Origin of the sequence: Gemmata palustris, assembly GCF_017939745.1 — a bacterium.
Lineage (GTDB): Bacteria > Planctomycetota > Planctomycetia > Gemmatales > Gemmataceae > Gemmata > Gemmata palustris.
Genome location: NZ_JAGKQQ010000001.1, coordinates 5,511,319 through 5,532,080 on the forward strand (window position 1 = coordinate 5,511,319; position 20,762 = coordinate 5,532,080).

Sequence of the window (20,762 nt, forward strand, 5' to 3'; positions counted from 1 at the left end):
GCTCTTCACTCTGCTTGCAATTCCGGGAAGACCGCGGGGGAGAGTTTGGCGGCGACGAGGTGATCGTGCAGGCGCTTTTTCGCCTGGAACTTGAGGTTCGCAATGTCTTGTTCGGTCCGCTTGAGCCGGGCAGCGACTTCGGCGTTGCCCCACCCTTTCACGTACAAGAGTTCGAGCGCCATCACCTTCGCCCACTCGCCCTTCAGTTGGAAGTCGCGCACGAGGTCGCAGAGCGCCTGTCCGAGTGCGTCCTCCTCGCGCTCGCGCTGTTCGGCGCTGCGGGCGAGGGTGGACGCGCGCGCGCTGCCGGTCGTCGGGCGCCTGGCCCATCGCCTCGTCTTCGGTGTCGGTGCCGCTCTGGTAGCGGAGCCGGCCCATCTTCCGCAACTGGTCCGTGACCTTGTGCCGCGATGGTGAACAGCCACGTCTGGAGGTCGCGCTTGTCGTCGTAGTTCACGAGACTGTTACTGAACCCGATGAACGTCTCCTGCACCACGTCCTCCACGGAGGCGTGGTCCTTGGAGCCGGCGGCGCACGTAAGCCGTGAGCCGGCCGCGGTACCGCTTGTCCAGTTCCGCCCACGCGGACTGGTCGTTCTTCCGCACGCGGTTGATGAGCAGCCGATCGGATTCGGTGGTCATGGTGTCCGGACGGGTAAGGTGGTGTGTGGGCGCGTTAGTCTCGTTTCGAGATCCGTGTAGCGACCGAACGAGCCGCGACCGCAAGGGAGCAGGGCTTCCCGTGTGTTGAACCGTGACCACAAACGGAACGGCCTCCCGCTCCCTTGCGGTCGCGGCTCGCGACTGCGAGCCTGAAACCGGACTAGACGAAGATCAGCGCCGCGGCCGCGCCGCCAGCGAGGATCGCGGCGCCCAGTGCCAGCCAGCTCGTGAGGTACCCGCGGGTCCACTCGTCCGCGCGGAGGAACATGAAGCCCGCGAGCGCGACCGCCATTAGCGCGCCGATGATGCGCACCCCGGCGCCGACGCGCTCCTGGGCGCGCAGTTCCCGCACCTGCTCCGCGGTGACTTCGACGTCGTACTCGACGTACACGAGGTTCCCGGATATGCCCTCTCGAACGAGCAACTCGGCTTCCTCCGGGTCGGGCTTGCGCGCCGTGCGGCTGTCCTTGCGGAGGAACTCGGTTCGCACTTCGTTGACGGAAACCTTGTGGCGCACGGGCGGGTCGAGTTCGCTGAGCTTCTTCTCGATTATTTCGCGGGCCTGGGTAAGTGCGTCTTCTTCCGCTTCCGCCTCGGTCGAGTACGCCACGATGCTCACGACGCGCTCGCGGATCACGAGCGGCGGGCCGCCGGGGTGCGGCGGCGATTTCGGCGCGGGCGGCCCTTTCACGACCGGTGGTTCCGGCGGCGACGGGGGAGTGCCCCCCTTCGGAGGTACGGGCTTGGGCGGGCCGACCGCGATGCGCTTGGAATCCTCGAACGCCACCCAGCCCCCGAAAATCGATCGGTCGCGCTTCGCTGCGAGTTCGGGCATCTCTTTCGCTTGCGAAGTCGCGCCACCGTTCACACCGCTGAGCGCGAGCGCTTCGGCTTCCTTGCGGGCCTTCTCCGCTTTGCTCCCGGTCGCACCGCCGGGGACCGGACCGGATCTGGCGCACGCGCCCAGCGCGAAGCACAGCCCGACCACCGACAGTCGAAGGATGTTCCGCGCCGCGCTTTTCATGCCACTCTCCTCGGTTCTGATACCCGCTACCGATCCCGTGTGTTTCGCTGGGACCGACGAAACACGGGCCGAAACTACGCGCGCGCCGACTTCAACGGGGGACCGGCCCACGGGCTCGCGACCTGGGCCGCAATGGTCGCGATCACCAGCACGGAGATGCCGAGCATCGCGGGCGTGGACTCGCTCGTCGGCCACAGGAACAGGAAGATCCCGCCCCAAAACGCGATGGCCAGGATCGGGATGAACCGCACGCGCTCGCGCCGGTTGCGGTTCGTCGTGGTCCACCACCGGGACACCGCAACAGTGACCCCGAAGTAGACCAAATATTTCATCCCGGTCCCGAACGTGTCCTGACTCAACCGGTGGTTGAACACCACGATGTCGCGACTCGAGGCGTTCGCGTTACCGGTCGGGAGCGCCCAGCCGTCGAGCCAGAACGCCAGTGCCCCGATGCACAGCCCGACCACGAGCTGAATCGCGCGCCGGCCCCACGGGTTGTTTTCGCTCCGCTTCGGCAACCGCCCGATGGCCATGACCGACCACGCGAGCACGGTCGAGAGCAGGAACACGCGCCCGAGCAGCGACCACGGCACCGAACCCTGGAACACGGCCCACGGCGCGGTACACGCGGCCGTAATCAGCGGCGCGAGCGCGAACCCGCCGGCCAGTTCGGTGAGCCGGTCGCGCGCGGTCTGCGTGAGCGGCCCCGCGGGGATCGGCTTTTCTTTCGTGCGGGTGTCGCGCGGAGCGGGGAACGCGACCGGGCGCACCGCGTCCGACGGGACGTCCAGTGGGGGCGCTGGTACCGGAAGCGGAGGGGGAACCGGGCGCGCACGCGGCAGCGTGGGAGTCATCGACGCCGCCGTGGACATGTCCGGGGCGCGCCGGCCGCCGGCGAACATCTCTTCGACCGCCCGCGCGAGTTCGGCCGCGGTCGCGAACCGCTTCGCCGGGTCTTTTTCGAGCGCCCGCCCGATCACCTCGCGGTACGGGACCGGCAGTTTGGAGAGGTCCGGCGTCTCGGTGATGTGCTTGATGAGCACTTCGTAAGGCGTCTCGCCGTTGAACGGCCGGAGGCCGGTAATCATCTCGTAGAGGATGATGCCGCACGCATAGATGTCGATGGACGCGGTGTAGTTCCCGTTCTTGATTTCCGGCGCCATGTAGTACGGCGTACCCACCCCGCGGCTCAGGTCGCTGCCCTCGCTACCGCTGATGCGCCGGGACAGCCCGTAGTCGCCGATCTTCAGGTGCCCGTGCTCGATGAAGATGTTGCCGGGCTTCAGGTCGCGGTGGACGACGCCCTGGTTGTGCAGGTACCCGACCCCGCGGCACAGCGCCGCGAACCACTCGCGGATGACCTGCGTGGGCAGCCCGGTGGGGTGCTTGTTGATGACGTGGGCGAGCGACTCGCCGAACACGTACTCCATCACGACCCACTGGTCGCCCCGAGCATCGACCCGGAGGTCGAACAGGTGAACGAGGTTGGGGTGCTTGAGGTTGATGCAGTGCGCGACGCCGCGGAGTTCGGCGTCGGTGTGGCCGCGCATGAGGAGCTTGAGCGCGACCTCTTTACCGCCGTCACTCACGGCGAAATACACTTCGCCGAACGCGCCCTGGCCGACGCCCCGCTTGAGGGTGAACCCGTCGAGCGGGCGCTGCCCGGACCGGTATGTGAACTTCATCGCCATCGCGAACCCCTGCGGATCGGGCGCACGGCCCCTCTCATCTAGTTTGATTCGCCCGGCGTGGGCGGATCTTGAGGGAAAAACCGACTCCGACCGAAGTAGAGCCATTATAACGAGTTCGCGAGCGGGCGGGGTAACGTTTCACGGCCCCACGGTTCGTGCTCGGCTTCACAGCCGCGGGTCGATTGGTTCGCTCTCCAGCGCCAGCACCGCGAACACGCACTCGTGAGCTTCGCGCAGAGGCGCGCTGCGGGCGAAGCGCTCCAAGCCTTCGAGTCCGAGTCCGAATTCGCGCGCGGCGAGTCCGCGTTTCGCGCCGACCGCCCGGTGCTTCAGTCGCGAGAGGTGTTCCGCGGCGAGGTAGTCTGGCCCGTAGATGATGCGCAAATACTCGCGCCCACGGACTTTCAGCGCCGGTTGCACGAAGAATCGCCGCCCCTGCGTAAGCACTTCGAGCGGCTTTACCACCATCCCCTCGCCGCCCGCGTTCGTGAGATCGAGCCACCACTGGGTCGCGGATTCGACTTGGGCCGCGTCCGCGAGATCGACCACGCGGAACGGCGTCGCCAGGAGGATACCGCCCCCCCCGGCCCCCCTCGCTGAAGGGAAGGGGGAGGGAGACAATTCGCAATCGACAGACATCGCATCAGGTGCAGAGGTTTCGCGCGCCGGCTCCCCCTTCCCTTCAGGGAGGGGGGATGGGGGGGTCGGTTGCCCCAACTCCGCGAGAGTGCGCATGTGCCAATCGTGGGTGCGGTCGAAGTAGAGTTTGCCCTCGGTGGCGAGCAGGAAGAACGGGGCGAATTTCAGGTCCGCGACCGAGTTCACCGGCCAACAATACTGTTGGTACGCGGTGGCGAACCGCTCCACGGCTTCCGCCTTCGCCGAGAAACGTGCGCGCAGGTCGGCGAGTTCTGGTCGCGCAGTCGAGGTTGCCAGGAGCTTGTTAACCTCAGCAAGCGCCGCGGTCGCCGCGCTGCCGGTGGCCGCGTACTGGCGCTTTAAAAGTTCCTGCGCCTTCGCGGACCACGGCATCAATTCGCCGTCGAGCGCCACCCAATCCGTACCGAACTTCGTCCACCAATCGGCGGCCGTGAGTGCGTCGCGTACCAGCGCGAGAAACGCGCCCTCGGTCGCGGGGTCGTCGAAGAACCGCCGACCGGTTCGCGTATAGACGATACCGCTCTCGTTGCTCGCACCAAAGCGCCGGGCGGCCGCGGCTTCGTCCTTGCACACGATGACGACGGCGCGCGAACCCATGTGCTTCTGCTCGCACACCACGCGGTCCACGCCCTCCTGCTTGTAGTACCGGAAGGCTTCCGCCGGGTGCTCCAGAAAATCGGGCAGCGCTGATGCTTCGCACGGTGACATCGTCGGCGGGAGGTAAATCAGCCAGCGCGGATCGGCCGCAAACCGGGACATCACTTCCAGCGCGGCGGCCGCGTTCTCCTCGCGGATCGTGACCTTCCCTGCGAACCGCGTTTCGATGGTGCGCCGACCGATCACGTCAGCGAGGTCGAGATCGGAGGAACCTACCCCCCCATCCCCCCTCCCTGAAGGGAAGGGGGAGCAGGCGCGCGCTGTGCTTGAGGACACACTACCTACCCCAGAGCTTTCTTTCCCCCCCTTCCCTTCAGGGAGGGGGGCCGGGGGGGTAGGTCCAGCCAGCGGGCGCTTCGGCTCCGCGTACTCTTTCTCCGCGGGCACGTTCACTAACTCTTGTTCCGGGTAGCGCAACGCGGTCAGCGCGCCGCCGAACACGCACCCCGTATCGATGCAAATGCACCGGTTCTCCCACGCGGGTGTGAGCACCGGCGTGTGGCCGTACACGACGTTCGCACGGGCACGGTAGTTCGCGGCCCAGTTCAGGCGCACGGGCAGCCCGAATTCATCGCTCTCGCCGGTCGTGTCACCGTAGATCGCGAACGCCCGCGCCTTCCCCGAGAGGCGCCCGTGCATGTCCGCGGTGAGCCCCGCGTGCGCAACGACGAGCCGCCCGCCATCGAGCACCAAGTGCGAGGGGAGTTTCACGATGAACTCCTGCACGCGGGCGCGCAGTTCCGGCAGCTCCTTCTCGAACTGCTCCACCGACTGCGCGAGGCCGTGGTTCAGCTTCACCTTGTCGGGCGTCTTCATCCACCGGAGCAGCTTGTCTTCGTGGTTCCCGAGCACGCAGAACGCGACCCCGCGCTGGACCGCGTCCATGACGAGGCGGTACACCCCCGGCGTGTCCGGCCCGCGGTCACACAGATCGCCCACGAAGACGAGCTTGCGCCCCTCCGGGGGCGAGACGCGCCAACCGTCTTCGCTCGGGGTGAGCGTGTAACCGAGTTTGGCGAGCAGCACGAGCAGCTCGTTCAAGCAGCCGTGAACGTCGCCGATGATGTCGAACGGTCCGCGCTCGTCGCGCCTGTTCACGGGCAGTCGGTAGCGCTCGAACGTGACCGCGGCGACCTCTTCTTCGCTGTTCAGCACGTGAACGCGGCGGAACCCCTCGTCTTCGAGCCGCGCCAGCGAGCGCCGGAGGTCTTCCGCGTGGCGCTGGGTGACGTGCGGCCCGAACGGGCGCTCGGCCGCGCGCTGCTGGTTCCGCGCGTGGCACACGTCCGCGGTGAAGTTGAACGCCACCGCGACCGGCTGAACGTGGTACTTCCGCGCCATTTCGAGGAACGGCTTGCGCGCTTCCGGTCGAACGTTGGTCGCATCGATCACGGTGAACTTGCCGCGCGCGAGCCGCTTCGCGCAGATCAGGTGCAGCACCTCGAACGCATCGTCCGACGCGGCCTGGTTCATCTCGTCGTCGCTGAGCAACCCGCGGAAGAAGTCGGAGGAGAGGATCTCCGTCGGCTTGAAGTGCTTGCGCGCGAACGTGGACTTGCCGGAACCCGATGGGCCGACCATTAGCACGAGCGCGAACTCCGGGATGTGAATCGTCATGAGCGAAGAAATCTCCTCGGTCCGGCCCGCGCCGGCGGCCCTCCCCAATTCAAGGCGAGGGGAAGACAGATGGACCCGGCACCAGTTGCGCGGGTTCGCGGACGCAATTCAGGCGTAGCGCAAAAGCGCAAGCGAGAGTTCGCTCCGACCACATGAATACATTTCTTCCGCGATCGTTAACGCCACTAAACACCGCGCAAATGGCCAGAACGGTTTGTTCATAAAGCGGTACTCTCAACTCCCACCTCACATTCGCGCAAATCCTTTATTCCGAGTGTGTTATGTCGCAATCCAGTGTGTAGGCCGTGCTCGCAAGGGCGACGGCATCACGTGTGCTAATCATCACAACGCAAAGAATCGGCTCAGGCCCAATTATCGGTGCCAACCGGTCCCCTCGACACCGGCCACCGACGCACCAGGAGTTTCACTCTAATGTTGTCCCGTCCCGTTCGCCCCGTCCGATCGCTCGCAGTAGCGGTTGCGGGGCTGGTTCTGCTCGCTTCGGCCGGGTCCGCCCGTGCCGATCTCATCAGCTTCACCGGCGGGGGCTCCGCCACGCACCCCAGTTCTTACTCGGGCTCGATCGAAGTCAAGAACCAGACGACCACCTCGGCCGTCATCGAAGTGAAGCTCACGAACACCAGCACGAACGCCTTCAATTCCAGCGCCGCGAGCGGGTTCATCACCGGGTTCGCGTTCAACAACCCGGGCACCGCGGCGAAGGGGAACATCACCGGCGTGACCTCGCTGGCGGCCTCGTACAACCCGTCCACGGGCCAGTCGTTCCAACTGGTCAGCGCAACGCCGTCCTCGAACCTGGACCTCGGCGGCCTCTTCGGGAAGTTCGACGTCGCGGCCTCGGTCGGTTCGACGCTGCACACCAGCGGGACCGCGTCGAACGGCCTGTCGGTCGGCGAGACCGGTACGTTCACGTTCGTGGTGAGCGGGACCAACCTGACCAACCTGACGGCCGCGAACCTGCTGTCGGAACTCAGCACGGGCGGGAGCCAGAACACGCCGTTCGTGGTCCGGTTCCGCGGGTACAACACCCCGAAGCTGCCCTACGGCGGCGACGGTGACAAGGTGCCGTTCGGCTCGGTCACGACGCCGCCCACGCCGCCGAACGGCGTGCCGGCCCCTCCGGGTCTGGTGCTCGCGGGCATGGGCTTCGGCTGCATGATGCTGGGCCGCCTCCGCCGGAAGCCGGCGCAAGCGTAAGCCGCGAAGCTATTTAGAACTCGGCGCCCGTCGCCCTGCGCCCGAAACCCTGCGACGCACGGATCGTGTCGCGGGGTCTTCTTGTTTTTATGCCCTTCAACTGTTCGCGTGGCCGTCCGCGCACCCGGCGCTAATAATAGCCCCAAAGAACCGGGGAGTTCGGCACTCATGAGCGACACGATCAACATTGCCCTCATCGGCTGTGGTACCGTCGGTGGGGGCGTGGCGCGCGTGCTGCTCGCGCACGCGGACCGCGTGACCCAGCGGGCGGGCCGGCCGCTCGCACTGCGCCGGGTGGTCGTGCGCGATCTGGCGAAGGCGCGCGACCCGCTCATCCCGCGCGCGATCATTTCCACGGATATCGACGCGGCGATTCACGACCCGAATATTCACATTATCGTCGAATTGATCGGTGGGACGGGGCTCGCCAAGAAGGTCGTTCTCGATTCACTTGCGGCCGGCAAACACGTCGTCACCGCGAACAAGGCGCTCCTGGCCGACGCGGGCGCGGAAGTGTTCGAGGCCGCGCGCCGGGCCGACCGCACCGTGTGCTTTGAAGCGGCTGTGGCCGGCGGGGTGCCGGTCATTCGCGCGCTGGCCGAGAGCCTCGCTGCCAATCAGGTGACCGCGATCCAGGCGATTCTGAACGGCACGTCGAACTTCATTCTGACGTCCATGACCGAGCACAACATGAGCTACGCTGCGGCCCTCGCCGAAGCGCAGCGGCTCGGCTACGCGGAGGCCGACCCGACGCTCGACGTGGACGGCAGCGACGCGGCGCACAAGCTCGCGATCCTGGCGCAAATTTCGTTCGGGGTGGCCGCGAAGCCGCACGAGATCGCCCGCCAGGGCATCGACACCATCGACGCGATGGACATCCGGTTCGCGAACGAGCTCGGTTACACGATCAAACTCCTCGCGGAAGCATGGACCAGCGAAGAAACGCGCACCGGCGATCGCGGGGCGCGGAACAGCGGCGGGATCGACACGACCCTATCCGGGTCCGGCATCCACCCGGCCCCCGGCCCCCGGCAGACGGTCGAGAAGGCGGTCGCGCTCCACGTCGCTCCCGTGCTGCTGCGTCACACGGATTTGTTGGCGCAGGTCCGCGGGGCGTACAACGCGGTGCTGGTGTACGGTGACGTGGTGGGCGAGACGCTGTACCAGGGACCGGGCGCGGGCCAGATGCCGACCGCGAGTTCGGTGGTCGCGGATTTGATTGATTTGGGCGTGGGCCGGGCGCAGCGGACGTTCGCGGCGGCGAAGTTATGGAGCCGCGAGGGGCGCGGGTTCACGGTGGAACCGCCGGAACGGGTGCGGAGCCGGTTCTACCTGCGGTTGCAGGTCGCGGACAAACCCGGCGTACTGGCCGACATCACGCGCATCCTGGCGGACGAAGAAATCAGCATTTCGAGCTTGGTGCAGCACGAAGCTCAAGAGGACGGCGCGAGCAGCCCGGTCCCGCTGGTGATCGTGACCCACTACGCCGCGACCGGCCGGTTCCGGCGCGCCCTGGAGCGCATCAACAAACTCGGCACGATCGCCGCCCCCGCCGTGTTCTTCAGCATGGGGGATTGAGGTCACTCCGATAGATACCACCCGCTCGTTGGCACTCGCGGTTCGCTCAAGCCTCCGGGCGAACGGCCGGTGTGAGCCGGCCGGTTGCTGTGTTCTCGCGAACGGGGCGGCGCAAGCCCGCCGGTAGTGCTTACACACCGCTCACATCGGCCGTTCGCAAATACCTTTGATTTCAACGCAGCACTAACCGGGGGAAGTTCCACCCGCTCGTTGAGACTTCACACTCGAACCGGTCGCGGTTGCGTCGCTTTGCGCCCTTCGCTATCTTCCCGCGTCGCCGGGATTGAGGTAGCGGAATGAAGTGGGCCGATCACGGACTGGTGGCGTGGGTGCTGGCGGGAATCGCGTTCGCGGGCGCGGCCGTCAGCGCGCGCCCGTTCGCATCATCGTGGAACGATGGCAGCCGACTCGCATCAGTGGAATCACTCGTCGAGCGCAACACGTTCTGCATTGATGGCAGCGTGTTTCTCACACCGCCCGAAGAACTCTTCACGCGCGGCACCCCGCCCTACGATCCCGACGACGCCCTCACGCGGCGCGGGACGCTCGACAAACTCCTCATTGACGGCCGTTACTACTCCGATAAGCCGCCGCTCGTGAGTCTTCCCCTCGCGGCCGCGTACCGCGGGCTGATGCAGCTCGGGCTGCCCGCACCGAGCGAACGGCCCGACGTGTTCGCACAAGTGGTGTGCGCGCTGCTGAGCGGGGCCGGCTTCGCGGTCGCGGTGGGGTGCATGTGGAGCCTCGGCACCCGGATCGGACTTTCACCCGGTTGGCGCGTCGCGTGGCTGGCCGCGTTCGCACTGGCGACCGTGCTGCCCACATACACGCGGAGCGCGAACAACCACATCGCCCAACTCGGGGCAGTGGCGGCAATCTGTGTGCTGCTGTGTCGGATTGCGGATCGGGCCGCGGAGGTGCGAACGGCATGGGTGTCGCTCGTGGCCGCGGGGTTCATTACGGGGTTCGCTTACAACCTGGATTTCGGCGTCGGCCCGCCACTCGTGCCGGTCGTGTTAGTAGTCGTCGCCATACGCACCCGGCGCGTGCTTCCCGTATTGGTGTGTGGCGCTGCGATGCTGCCCTGCGTGGTGACGGGCCACGCGATCAATTACGCGATCGGCGGCGACTGGCTCCGCCCGCTGAACATGCACCCCGAATACCTGAGCTGGCCCGGCAGCCCGTTCGAGACCACCATGACCGGCGTCGTGCGCCCGCGCCCGCTCGCCCAGTTCGCGTACACGCTCGATTTGCTCTTTGGGAAGAAGGGCTTCCTCACACACAACCCGCCGCTGTTGCTCGCGCTGACTGCGGGCGCTCTGGTGCTGTGGCGCCGGGGAACAGCCCACCGCACGGAACTGCTCGGGCTGATCGCGTGGTGCGCGGTTGGGTGGGCAATGTACGGCGTACTCTCGAAAAACCACGGCGGCGCGTGCGTGTCGGTGCGGTGGTTCGTGCCGTTCCTCGCGCCGGGCTTCTGGCTGCTGGCGAAGATTATCAAGGAGCGGCCCGAGTTCCGGCGCGACTTCGTTGTGCTCGCCGCGTGGGGGCTCCCGCTCGCGGTGAGTGCGTGGATCGTCGGCCCCTGGTGGGTGCGGGTGGTGCCGCTCTACTGGTGGGTATTTGGTGGCTCGCTCGTGTCGTGGTTGGCGGTGCGCTGGCACGCGGCACGAACACAACCGCGAATCACGCGGGTAGCGCGTCCCGCGTCGAACGAAACGCCGGTATCGCGCGCGGCGTGATGGCTCAGCGTGTTCGCGCGACCGAACCCGTTACTTGGCGAAGCCGGGTGCGGCCACGAAGGACGTTATCGCGTTCCCGGTTTTGGTGTCCCAGACGCGAACGGTCCCATCGAACCCGCCGGTAGCAACTCGCCCCGCACCGGAGTGCGTCGCGACCGCAAATATCCAGTCGTTGTGTTTCGGGTATTCGCGCACGAGCTTGCCAGAAGCGATGTCGTGCTCACGTAACAGGCCATCACCACCTGCCGAGAACGTGTGCCCGTCGCCCAGGGCGAGTGCGAACACCGGCTTGCCCGCGGGGAATTCCAAATAGCGGGTGTGACCGGCCTTCTTGAATCGCTCCTCCATGTCGGCGGCGCTGCCGTTCTCGTCCTGCGTCTTGATCGGCTCCCACGCCCGAATCGCGGCTCCTCCCCCAACCGATAACGCGGTTCCCGCCGAATCGAACGCGACCGCGTACACCTCGAGCTGCCCGACGTGCGGCGCGTACTGTCGGCGGTGCCCGTTGAACGTGGTGAACAGCTTCCCGGTACCGGCTTCGAGCACTTTTACTGTGCGGTCCTTGCTGCTCGTCGCGACCCACTTACCGTCCGGGCTGAACGCGACTCCGGTGATCCAATCCGAGTGCAGTGACGCGCGCCACGCCTCTTTGCCGTCCGCGAAGTGGAACCCGCGTGCGGTGCGGTCCGCGCTGCCGGCCGCGACCAGTTTGCCGTCCGCGGAGAACGCGACCGCCAGCACGATGTCGTCGAACGTGCCGAACACCCGGACGCGCGCGCCGGTCTTGGCGTCCACGAGCGCGACTTCGCCGTACTCGCCCGCGGTCCCGCCGCCGACCAGAAGGTGTTTGCCGTCTGCGGTGTAGGCCAGTGCGTGAATCCGGGCCGGGAGGCGCGGGAGCCGGCGCAGCAATTTCCCGTTCGCGGCGTCCCACACAGTCACTTCGTTGACGCCACTCGCGGCGAGTTCTTTGCCGTCCGGTGAAACCGCGAGCGCGAACACCGGCGCAGCGGCCGGGTACTTCTCGGGCGGGGTCGGGTGCTTGCGCGGCGGAAGAATGCCCTTCAGCGCGACCGCGCGGTCGGCCCCGTCGAACGTCCCGCCGGCCGCGATCCACCGCTTCACCGCGGCGATTTCGTCCGCCGAAAGGGAATCATCGCCCGGCGGCATCCGCTCCTTCGGATCGGGCGCGATGAGACGCTGGTACAGCGCGGACTCCTCCGGCTTGCCCGGCACCACGGGCTTCGCGTCCGACGAACCCGGGTTCAGGAGGTTGTCGAACGTGTCCAGCTTGTAAGCGCCGCGGGCCTTCACTCCACCGTGGCAACTCACGCACCGCGACACCAGCACGGGCGCAACGTCCGACAGGAACGCCGGGTCCGCGGCCGATACCGGCGCGGCAAACGACACGATCAGCGCGACCGCGCCCACAAAGCGAAGAGGTCTCGACAGGCAGCGCATACGATTCCCGGGGCGAAGGGCCGTGTTCAGGGCTGGTCCGGTAGCGGTTGGTTCGGGCAGTCGTCGCAAGTAGCGGAAATCTCTCCCGCCGACTTCCGCGTTTCCCGCTTCACTTCGGTCAGAACGTCCGGCTTGCAGTAACCAAGTCGCTGGTACTGGATATCGAGGCAGTACCCTTCCGCGATCGCGCGGTTGAGTAGGGGACAGAACCAGTGGGTACCCAGCGCAATCACGATCGTACCACCTGTGGCGCCCGGATCAGTGCTGTAACAGGAACTCGCGCGTGTTGATGACCGCCCACACCAGATCGCGCACCGCGTCCGGGCGGTTCGCGGCCTTTTTCAGGTGGTCGGCCACCTTCTTCCGCTCGGCTTCGTTGGGTAATCGAGTGAATGCCGCGAGCCAGAGGTGCTCGGCCAGCTCCGCGTCCGTGAGTTTCGCGAACGCATCGGCGGACCCGCTCACGCGCCCGGCCACGAGCGGGCCGTTGAGCAACTGCAGTGCCTGATCGACGGTCGGCTCGTCCACGCGCTCGCACGCACACGGACTTTCGCGCTTCGGCTGGCCGAACGCCATGAGGAACTGCGACTGCTCGGGCGTGAGGCGCTGCGTTGCGTAGGAGGTGCGGTCCTTCAACCGGCGCAGGGCGGTTTGTTTGGCTTTATCTGCGGGCGCTGCGGCGAGTTCGGTCTCCGCCTTTGTGATCTGTGCTCCGAGATCGACCGGAGGTGCCAGGCTCCCGGTCGCGTAGCCGATCGCGTCCTGCATCTGCTCGGCGGTCAACCTGCGGATCGGGTAGCGCGAGAACAGCGCGTCGTCCGTTTCGTTGAACTTGTTCGTCGCGGTGGACCGCTGGTAAGTGCGGCTGTTGCACATGAGCCGGAGAATGTGTTTGCGATCGAAATTGCTCCGCTCGAACTCGCTCGCGAGTGTGTCCAGGAGTTCGGGAATCGCCGGCGGGTTCGAGGAGCGGAAGTCGTCCACAGGATGAACGATCCCGCGCCCGAACAGCCCGAACCACATCCGGTTCACCTCGACGCGCGCGAAAAACGGGTTGCCCGGCTTCGTGAGCCAGCGCGCGAACGCGACCCGGCGATCCGCCTTCGGATCGGTTACCACATCGCCGAACGGGGTGAGTACCTTGCCGCTCGTGGGGTGCGTCGTCTCGCCGGTGGTACCGGCCGACACCACTTTGCCCGTCTTCTTGACGCGAGTGAACACCGCCGCAATGCGGAAATAGTCCTCCTGGGTCCAGTTCTCGAACGGGTGGTTGTGGCACTTCGCACAGTTCACGCGCGATCCCATGAACAGTTGCGCGGTCGTCTCGGCGAGGTCTTCGAGGTTCGGGATCGCGAGGAAGTAGTTCGCGGTGGGCACCTTCGCGGCGTCGCCGGTCGCAGTGAGTAGCTCGGTCGCGACCTTGTCGAACGGCGCGTTCTTGCGGTAGCTCTCGACGAGCCAGTCCGCGAGCAGTTCCGCGCGACCTTCGGGAAGCGTTTTGGAGTTCACGCGCATCAAATCCGCTGTGCGTAGCGCCCAGTATCGTGCGAACTCCTCCGACGCGAGCAACTCGTCAATGACCTTCGCGCGCTTGTCGGCGGTTGTGTCCGCGAGAAAGGCTTTCGCCTTTTTCGCAGGCGGGAGCAAGCCGGTAAGGTCGAGGTAGACGCGGCGCAAAAAGGTCGCGTCGTCGCAGGTGCCCGACGGCAGTACGCGGAGCTGGTTGAGCTTCGCGTGAACGTGCTTATCGATGAAGTTCGCTTCTGCGGGGTTGTTCCAGACGAACCCCTCCACCTCTTCGGTCATCGTGAAGTGAACCGATTCGAGGTGATTGAGGTAGCGAACGGAAACGGCCCCTTGACCGCGCTTCGCACCCGTAACCAATCCCGTATCGGAGGCAGATAGCACGTCCTTGTGCGACACTTCGTAGGTGGCGAGTGCGGTCACATCGCGGGTGGTGCCGTCGGCGAACTTGGCGATCACGCTGAGTTGCTGTGCGAGGTTCGGCGCACGCAGAATGCGGTTCGGACCCGGATACACCACGAGTTGCACGCACGCGGGTTGCTTGTCATCATCCGTTTTGGCCCCCTGCGCGATCCAGTCCAGGAGCACGCGGTAACCGAGGTCGCTCTTATTGAGGCGCTTCCCTCCAACGTGCGGGACGCGCATCAGCGGCTTCTTGAGTACCAAACTGTCCGCCGGGGTGAACGCATCGACGCGCCGATTGAGTCCGCCGCGAACGAGGCTCTCCGCGTCAATGCCCGGATCGTAGCCGAACAACGACAGTCGGAACCCGCCCTTCCCTTCCGGCGAGCCGTGACAGGAACCGCCGTTACACCCCTGCTTGGTCATCACCGCGAGCGTTTCTGTGCGGAACCGCATTGGGTCGGGCTCGCTCTGGCCACTCACTTCGACCGGCACTTTGATCGTGTGCCCACCCACAGCCACCGCAATCTCTCCCCGCCCGTTCTTCTTGGGCGCGACTACGCCATCGCGTATTTCGACCACGGGCGCGGGCGGAGTAAAAGTCGCGTCGCGCGTGAGGTCGCGCGTCTCGCCGGTCGCGAAGTGCCCGGTGACAACGAGTTGACACACCGCGCGCGGGGACGTGAGCGTGACCTTCGTGGGGTACACCTCGATGCGCGCCGGAGCATCGGCGGGGGCCGCGAGAGTCGCACCGAGCAGTAGCGTGAAGATCGTCATTGAATCCGTTTCGTGGGGCTTACGCTTCGGGAACCTCAACTCGACACAAGCGCTCGCGGTGGAAGATCGCCAGTACCAATTTGACCGCCACGGCCGGGCGCACGCGCTCGCGGGCCGTTTCGTGGAGCGCCGGCTCGTAAACGACATCGACCAAGCCGTCGGCCGCGCTACGAACGGTGGCCTCCATACGACCGCGCCGGAGCACCGCGCTCGCCCGGCCCTCTTGAATCGCGCACTGATTCTCGGGCCACGGGAGCGACTTCAACAGCGCGAGTGTTTCAGCAAGGGGAGTCATCCGAATCTCGGCGAGCGTCACATCACTTCCGTGATCGCGTGCCCGTCTTTGCCGGGGTAGATCGGGCGGCCCGCGGGGGTGTAAATCGGCTTCGTCAGGTCGATGCCGAGTTTCTCGTAGATCGTCACCGCGTAATCTTCGAGAGTGTAGGCCTTCGAGCTGGTGATGTAGCCGCCTTCCTTGTCGGTTTCGCCGACCACCTGACCGCCCGGCACCCCGGCGCCCGCGAACGCGATGCTAAAGGCGTGCGTCCAGTGGTCGCGGCCCTTGCGGTCGTTGATGCGCGGCGTGCGGCCGAACTCCGTCACGAAGCACACGAGCGTTTCTTCGAGCAGCCCGCGCTGGTGCATGTCGGCGAGCAGCGCGGAAAACGCGCGGTCCGTGCTGCCCATCATCGGCCACGTCTGAATGCCCCACCGCCCCGCGCCGGCCCCGCCGCCTTTAATGGCGGTGTCCTTCGGCGAATAGATGTGGTCGTGGTGGTCCCAGTTCATGTTGCCACCGCCGGGGTACTCGCGCGCGGGCGGTTCGCGGCAATCGATCGTCACGAACCGCACCCCGGATTCGATCAGCTTGCGGCCGAGCAAGTAGCACTGCCCGCGGTGCCCCAGCCCGTATTCTTCGCGCACTTTCAGCGGTTCGGCCCGCAAGTCGAACGCCTTCCGCGTCGCGGGGTTGGTGAGCATGTCTTCGGCCTGGTCGCGCATGCTCGTGAGCGTCTTCGCGTCTTTGGCTTGGTCCGCTCCCGGAATGCCGACATCGAGGTTACTGAGCAGATCGGTGCGGTCCTTGAAGCGATCGGGAGCGATGCCGGCGAGTGCGAGGTTGGGGACCGTCCATTTAGGATCGTGCGGCTTTCCGCCGGTCTTGAAGACGCGGTGCTGCGGGGGGAGAAAGCCAATTTTTGTGTTGTACTCCTGCTCGCTCGTCCCCGGAACCATGATGTACGAGGGAAGGTTCCGCGCCGCGCTCCCCATCCGGTACGACACCACCGAGCCGATGTCCGGCATCACCTCCGCGCCGTCGGGCGATTCGCCACTGAAGATGTACTGCGAGCCTTTGGGGTGGCTGTTGCCGATACCCGGTTTCGGCTGCGTCATGCACCGGACGACGGTGAGCTTGTCCGCGTGTACCGCGGTGCGCGCGAGCAGTTCGGTGAATTGCATTCCGCGCGCGGCCGTATTAATGGTTTTGAACGGCGTGCGGTGCTCGGCGGGCGCATCCGGCTTCGGGTCGAACGTGTCCATGTGCGACACACCGCCCTGCTCGAACACCACGAGCACGGACTTCGCCCGGGCCTTCTTGCCGGCGGCGAAGGCGGGTTGCCAGTGAGGTAGCGCGAGCAGCCCGCACGCGCCCAAACCGAGGAAACTGCGGCGCGTGGTGACCAGTGAGCCGGATCGGAACATTGCGGGCTCTCGTGAAACGATCGGTGGGCGGGAGAAGCGGTATTGTGGCGCGGTAGGCGAGGGAGGATAACGATATTGTGCCATCACGCGCGCCCGGACGGAACCAGAAAACTGCGCCGGATGGTTCAAATGCACGGCCCCGGACCGAACTCGGTCCGATTGCCTCGAACGCACACAGCGACGATACACGGGCTCGGTCTTCGCCTGCCCGTTCTAACTCGAAAGATCTTATGGCCAAAGACCCACAGCCCCCGGCCGAACCAACGGTTACGTTCTGGGGGGCCGCGCGAACCGTGACCGGTTCGATGCACCAGCTCACGACCGCGGGCAAAACGATCTTACTCGACTGCGGGCTGTTCCAGGGCAAGCGCTCCGAGAGTCACCTCCGCAACCGCGACTTCCCGTTCCGCACGCGCGACATCGACGCGGTCGTTCTCAGTCACGCGCACGTGGACCATTGCGGCAATTTGCCGAACCTCGTGCGCAGAGGGTTCGCGGGGCCGATCTACTGCACCCCGGCCACCCGCGCGCTCGCCGCGGTTATGCTCGGCGACGCCGCCAAGATCCAGGAAGAGGACGCGAACTACCTGAACCAAAAGCGCGCGCGGCACGAACCGAAGGTCACCCCGTTGTTCGACGCCCGCGACGTGTTCCGCACACTGACCAAAATGCAGGCGGTGCGGTACGGTGAGCCGTTCACCCTGAGCAAGGGAATCGAAGTCACGTTCGCGGACGCCGGGCACTTGCTCGGCTCGGCAACGGTTCACCTGCGACTCGACGGACCGTCCGGGGTGCGGCGCCTCACGTTCACCGGCGACGTGGGGCGACCGGGGCTGCCCATTTTGCGCGACCCGGAACCGATCCCGGCGTGTGATCTGCTCATCAGCGAGAGCACCTACGGCGGGCACACGCACGAGCCGGTGGACGAAACGGCCGACAAGCTGGGCGAAGTGGTGCGCCGAACCATCGCGCGCGGGGGCCGCGTCGTCATTCCGGCGTTCGCGGTCGGGCGCACGCAGACGGTGGTGTACTTCCTGCACCAGCTCATTTCGAGCGGCAAACTCCCGCCCATTCCCGTGTTCGTAGACAGTCCGATGGCGAACCGGGCGACCGAAGTGTTTCGCGCACACACGGAGTGCTTCGACGAAGAAACGCTCGCGCTCCTCGCGACCGAACCGGACCTGTTCGGCGAAAAGCACGTCCGGTACGTCGAGACGGTGAACGAGAGCGTGAAACTGAACCGGCGCGAGGGTCCGTGTGTGGTGATCTCGGCGAGCGGAATGTGCGAAGCGGGGCGCATCCTGCACCATTTGAAGCACGGCCTCAGCGACCCGCGCAACACGATCCTCATCGCCGGCTTCCAGGCCGCGGACACCCTCGGTCGGCGCCTGGTCGAGAAGCGCCCGGAAGTCCGCGTGCTGGGCCGACCGTGCCCGGTGAAGGCCGAGGTGGTCGTGCTGAACGGGCTCTCCAGTCACGCCGACCACAGCGACATGCTGCGGATGCTCGGCCCTCTGGCCGGTTCCACCGCGCGCGTGCGCCTCGTTCACGGCGAACCCGAACGGGCCGCGAAACTGGCGGAAGGGCTTACGGGCATCGGGTTCGCCGACGTGGGCATTCCCGATCGGGGTGAGACGGTGTTGGTGTAGAGGGCCACAAGCAGAAGAGATTGGCCACAAAAAGACACAAAGAGCACAAAAGAAGAGGTCCACGTTAGGCCGGTTTCGGCTTCCTTGAATGAGCAGTGGCCGCAAGGGAGCGCTGGCGCCTCCCGCTTCCTTGCGGCCACTGCTCATTCCGTCCGCGGCAGCGATCCCGAAACAAGACGGACTGCGGTGAGCCACGGCCGGTCGTCTCTTTTCATTCAGATACGGGCGCATCGTACTCCAACTTCGCGAGCGCGGCGCTCAACTTCTCGCGAGCATCGTCGCGATCGGCGTGCAGTTTCGCCTCCTCTTCCGCGATCTTCGCGAGGCGGTCCTCTTGCTTGTCGAGCGTGGCGACGAAGCGCTCCCGCAGCGCCTTCTCGCTCGCCCGGTCGCCGAGCGCGCCGAGGTTCTCGCGGATGCGCTTTTGCTCCGCGTGGATCTTGTTCCGCTCGTCGTTGAGTTGGGCCAATTTCTCCTCAATGCGACCCACCTGTTGCCGCTGAGCGAGCGCCTCTTTCAGCGCCTTCTCGGTCGCTTTATCGAGGTACTTTGCGGAGACCCACGCCGAGAGCTGCTTGTCGGTGATGTCCGCGAGGCCGAACGACTGAAACAGCGTCTGCTGTTGCTGGGCGACGAACTTGCTCGCGGTGCTCGGCGGGAGCAGGAACCGGAACCGCCAGTAGTTCTCGGTCGTCTCGTGGGGCTTCGCGGTCTCCACCAGTTTCCACCGCGAATCGTCGCGCGGGTGATCGAGGTACACCACCTGTTCCTTGTCGGACGTGCTGTTGAACGTGTACGTCGTCTTCTGCACCTGGGCGTAGTGCGTCTTGAGGGTGCCGTTGCGGATCGTCACGCGCGTCACGCGGTCGCTGTGCGAGTCGATGTTGTCGAGCACCCGGACCGCCAGTTCCACCGCGTAGCCGACCAGTCGCTTTTCGGTGGGCTTGAGCGTATCGAGCATCGCTTCCCCGACGTAACTGCCCTGTTCGAGTACCGTGACCGGCCCGCCTTCGAGCGTGAGCCCGGTTGTGTTCTCGAACTCGACACAGCGGATCGGGTTCTCCGCCCGGGCCGCCTTCTGGTAGAGCAGCACCGAGCGCCCCGCGAACGGCTTCAGCAGGATCGGCACGAGCGCGGACTGGTTTCGGCGAACGGTGACGGGTTTGTCGATGCTGTACTCGAACAGGTCGCCGACTTGCCGCTCGCGCGTTTGGGCCTGAACCGAGGATACGGCCGAACTTCTGTTCCCATAGTTTTTCTCAACGACTTCAACGTTCTCCCTCCGACGCATTTTCGCCATGCGGACCGGTGCCGGAGCAGCGAGGCCGGCCGAGAACGCCGTCAGTTCCCCCGTCATCTCGTAGTCTTCAACGCCCGCTTCCGCCATCGGCGGGAGCACCCCGGTTGTCTCCTTCACCTCGACCACCGGTCGGCGAATGTACCGCGGCGTGTAGAGATCGTGCGTGAACGACACCGGAAGGCCCGCCACGAGTGTGAGGCCCACGTCCTGCCAGTCTTCGTCCGACGTGTTGTCAACGACCGCCCAACCTTGGATGAGGGGAGAAGAACCTACCCCCTCATCCAGCAGTATCCGGTACGTCGCCTTCCACACGGGCGCTTCGAGCACGTAGCTCACGCGGACCGTGCGCGTCCCCTCGCCCTGCGCGAACAGCGTGAACGTGCGAGCGTCCTTCTTCTTCGACGCGAGTTGCGTCTTCAGGTAGAAATCGAGGTCGCGCTTGATGCCCTCGTCGAGGATCGTGAGTTCGAGGTCGAAGAGGTCGAACGTGCGGACGTCGCCGGAGTCGGTGAGGAGCGAGAGCCGGTGCGTTTCTTCGAGACCGTGCTCGGTGCGCGCGTCCGTCTTGTCGATGCCGAGAATTACACCCTGAACCGTTGAGCCGCCGGTCGGCTTCACCGATACGCGCGCGCCCTTAATTTGCGGCAGCAGCCCCTTCAGGCTTCCCGAATCCGGGATGGAGAGCGCGATTTCCGCGAGTAGCTGTTCGACCGGCGTGGTCGAATCGTAACTGACCGCGGACACGAGGCCGCCGTCCAGGTCGAGCACCGTGAGCGACTTGAGGACGTCGCTCACCTCGCGCTGCTTAAACGAAAGCGAGAGCGACTGATCGCCCTCAATGTGCGTTTCGCGCTCGAAGTACCCGACACCGTGCTTGTACAAAACCACCCGACGGATCGGCAAATCGGACATGTGTGCTCCTCTGAAGTTCCGAGTTCCATGTTCCAAGTTGGGGGAGTGATTGGGGGCAGTGGCTTGGTCTCACGTGGAACTGCTGGAACGTGGAACCCGGAACTGTTGGAACTCGAACACTATTGGAAGTTGGACCCCGGAACTTATAAAGACTGGACGCGCCACTTCCTCTCCGCGTTCGCGC

At 65.8% G+C, this 20,762-nt stretch carries 16 protein-coding genes; 4 read left to right on the plus strand and 12 right to left on the minus strand.

The window, feature by feature from the left end; all coding sequences use genetic code 11:
• Positions 1 to 5: 5 nt before the first annotated feature.
• The 6 genes from J8F10_RS40920 to J8F10_RS22740 all read right to left on the minus strand — a co-directional run bounded on the left by J8F10_RS40920 (position 6) and on the right by J8F10_RS22740 (position 6,311).
• The gene (locus J8F10_RS40920) at positions 6 to 221 is read right to left on the minus strand and encodes a hypothetical protein (protein ID WP_210657730.1); all 216 of its coding nucleotides are present in this window, start codon (positions 219 to 221) and stop codon (positions 6 to 8) included.
• On the minus strand, positions 203 to 505 hold the full coding sequence (locus J8F10_RS40925; RefSeq protein WP_390891117.1) for an RNA polymerase sigma factor: 303 nt from the start codon (positions 503 to 505) through the stop codon (positions 203 to 205). Before J8F10_RS40925 ends, J8F10_RS40920 begins: the two co-directional genes overlap by 19 nt.
• Positions 465 to 641 (minus strand): hypothetical protein, encoded by a 177-nt coding sequence (locus J8F10_RS22720; protein ID WP_210657734.1) that lies wholly within the window; start codon positions 639 to 641, stop codon positions 465 to 467. Before J8F10_RS22720 ends, J8F10_RS40925 begins: the two co-directional genes overlap by 41 nt.
• A 181-nt stretch (positions 642 to 822) precedes the next feature.
• Complete coding sequence (locus tag J8F10_RS22725; protein ID WP_210657737.1) at positions 823 to 1,686, minus strand: hypothetical protein; 864 nt, start codon at positions 1,684 to 1,686, stop codon at positions 823 to 825.
• Positions 1,687 to 1,760: 74 nt separating this feature from the next.
• Complete coding sequence (locus J8F10_RS22730) at positions 1,761 to 3,377, minus strand: serine/threonine-protein kinase (RefSeq protein ID WP_210657739.1); 1,617 nt, start codon at positions 3,375 to 3,377, stop codon at positions 1,761 to 1,763.
• A 165-nt stretch (positions 3,378 to 3,542) separates the two neighbouring features.
• Positions 3,543 to 6,311 (minus strand): polynucleotide kinase-phosphatase, encoded by a 2,769-nt coding sequence (locus J8F10_RS22740; protein ID WP_246523515.1) that lies wholly within the window; start codon positions 6,309 to 6,311, stop codon positions 3,543 to 3,545.
• A gap of 432 nt (positions 6,312 to 6,743) precedes the next feature.
• Between J8F10_RS22740 and J8F10_RS22745 the strand changes: the two genes are divergently transcribed.
• From J8F10_RS22745 to J8F10_RS22755, 3 genes are all read left to right on the plus strand, one after another.
• Positions 6,744 to 7,529: a hypothetical protein gene (locus J8F10_RS22745; protein ID WP_210657741.1), complete on the plus strand. Its 786-nt coding sequence runs from the start codon at positions 6,744 to 6,746 to the stop codon at positions 7,527 to 7,529.
• 168 nt (positions 7,530 to 7,697) lie between these two features.
• Positions 7,698 to 9,107, plus strand: coding sequence for a homoserine dehydrogenase (locus tag J8F10_RS22750; protein ID WP_210657743.1), 1,410 nt, complete (start codon positions 7,698 to 7,700; stop codon positions 9,105 to 9,107).
• Between the two features lie 296 nt (positions 9,108 to 9,403).
• Positions 9,404 to 10,849, plus strand: a complete 1,446-nt coding sequence (locus J8F10_RS22755) for a hypothetical protein (RefSeq protein ID WP_210657745.1) — start codon at positions 9,404 to 9,406, stop codon at positions 10,847 to 10,849.
• 30 nt (positions 10,850 to 10,879) lie between these two features.
• Here J8F10_RS22755 and J8F10_RS22760 read toward each other — a convergent pair whose 3' ends face one another.
• The 5 genes from J8F10_RS22760 to J8F10_RS22780 are packed head-to-tail and all read right to left on the minus strand — an operon-like array spanning position 10,880 to position 16,717.
• The gene (locus J8F10_RS22760; protein WP_210657747.1) at positions 10,880 to 12,310 is read right to left on the minus strand and encodes a c-type cytochrome domain-containing protein; all 1,431 of its coding nucleotides are present in this window, start codon (positions 12,308 to 12,310) and stop codon (positions 10,880 to 10,882) included.
• Between the two features lie 26 nt (positions 12,311 to 12,336).
• Complete coding sequence (locus J8F10_RS22765; RefSeq protein ID WP_210657749.1) at positions 12,337 to 12,543, minus strand: hypothetical protein; 207 nt, start codon at positions 12,541 to 12,543, stop codon at positions 12,337 to 12,339.
• Between the two features lie 25 nt (positions 12,544 to 12,568).
• Entirely contained in the window at positions 12,569 to 15,013 is a 2,445-nt protein-coding gene (locus J8F10_RS22770; RefSeq protein ID WP_210657751.1) for a DUF1553 domain-containing protein, read from the minus strand.
• Between the two features lie 19 nt (positions 15,014 to 15,032).
• The gene (locus tag J8F10_RS22775; protein WP_210657753.1) at positions 15,033 to 15,308 is read right to left on the minus strand and encodes a hypothetical protein; all 276 of its coding nucleotides are present in this window, start codon (positions 15,306 to 15,308) and stop codon (positions 15,033 to 15,035) included.
• 17 nt (positions 15,309 to 15,325) lie between these two features.
• Complete coding sequence (locus tag J8F10_RS22780; protein WP_210657755.1) at positions 15,326 to 16,717, minus strand: DUF1501 domain-containing protein; 1,392 nt, start codon at positions 16,715 to 16,717, stop codon at positions 15,326 to 15,328.
• Between the two features lie 230 nt (positions 16,718 to 16,947).
• On the opposite strand from J8F10_RS22780, the gene J8F10_RS22785 reads away from it, so the two are divergent.
• The gene (locus J8F10_RS22785) at positions 16,948 to 18,366 is read left to right on the plus strand and encodes an MBL fold metallo-hydrolase (protein ID WP_210657757.1); all 1,419 of its coding nucleotides are present in this window, start codon (positions 16,948 to 16,950) and stop codon (positions 18,364 to 18,366) included.
• Between the two features lie 211 nt (positions 18,367 to 18,577).
• On the opposite strand, the gene J8F10_RS22790 is transcribed toward J8F10_RS22785, so the two are convergent.
• Positions 18,578 to 20,578 (minus strand): cell envelope integrity protein TolA, encoded by a 2,001-nt coding sequence (locus tag J8F10_RS22790; RefSeq protein WP_210657758.1) that lies wholly within the window; start codon positions 20,576 to 20,578, stop codon positions 18,578 to 18,580.
• Positions 20,579 to 20,762: the final 184 nt, after the last annotated feature.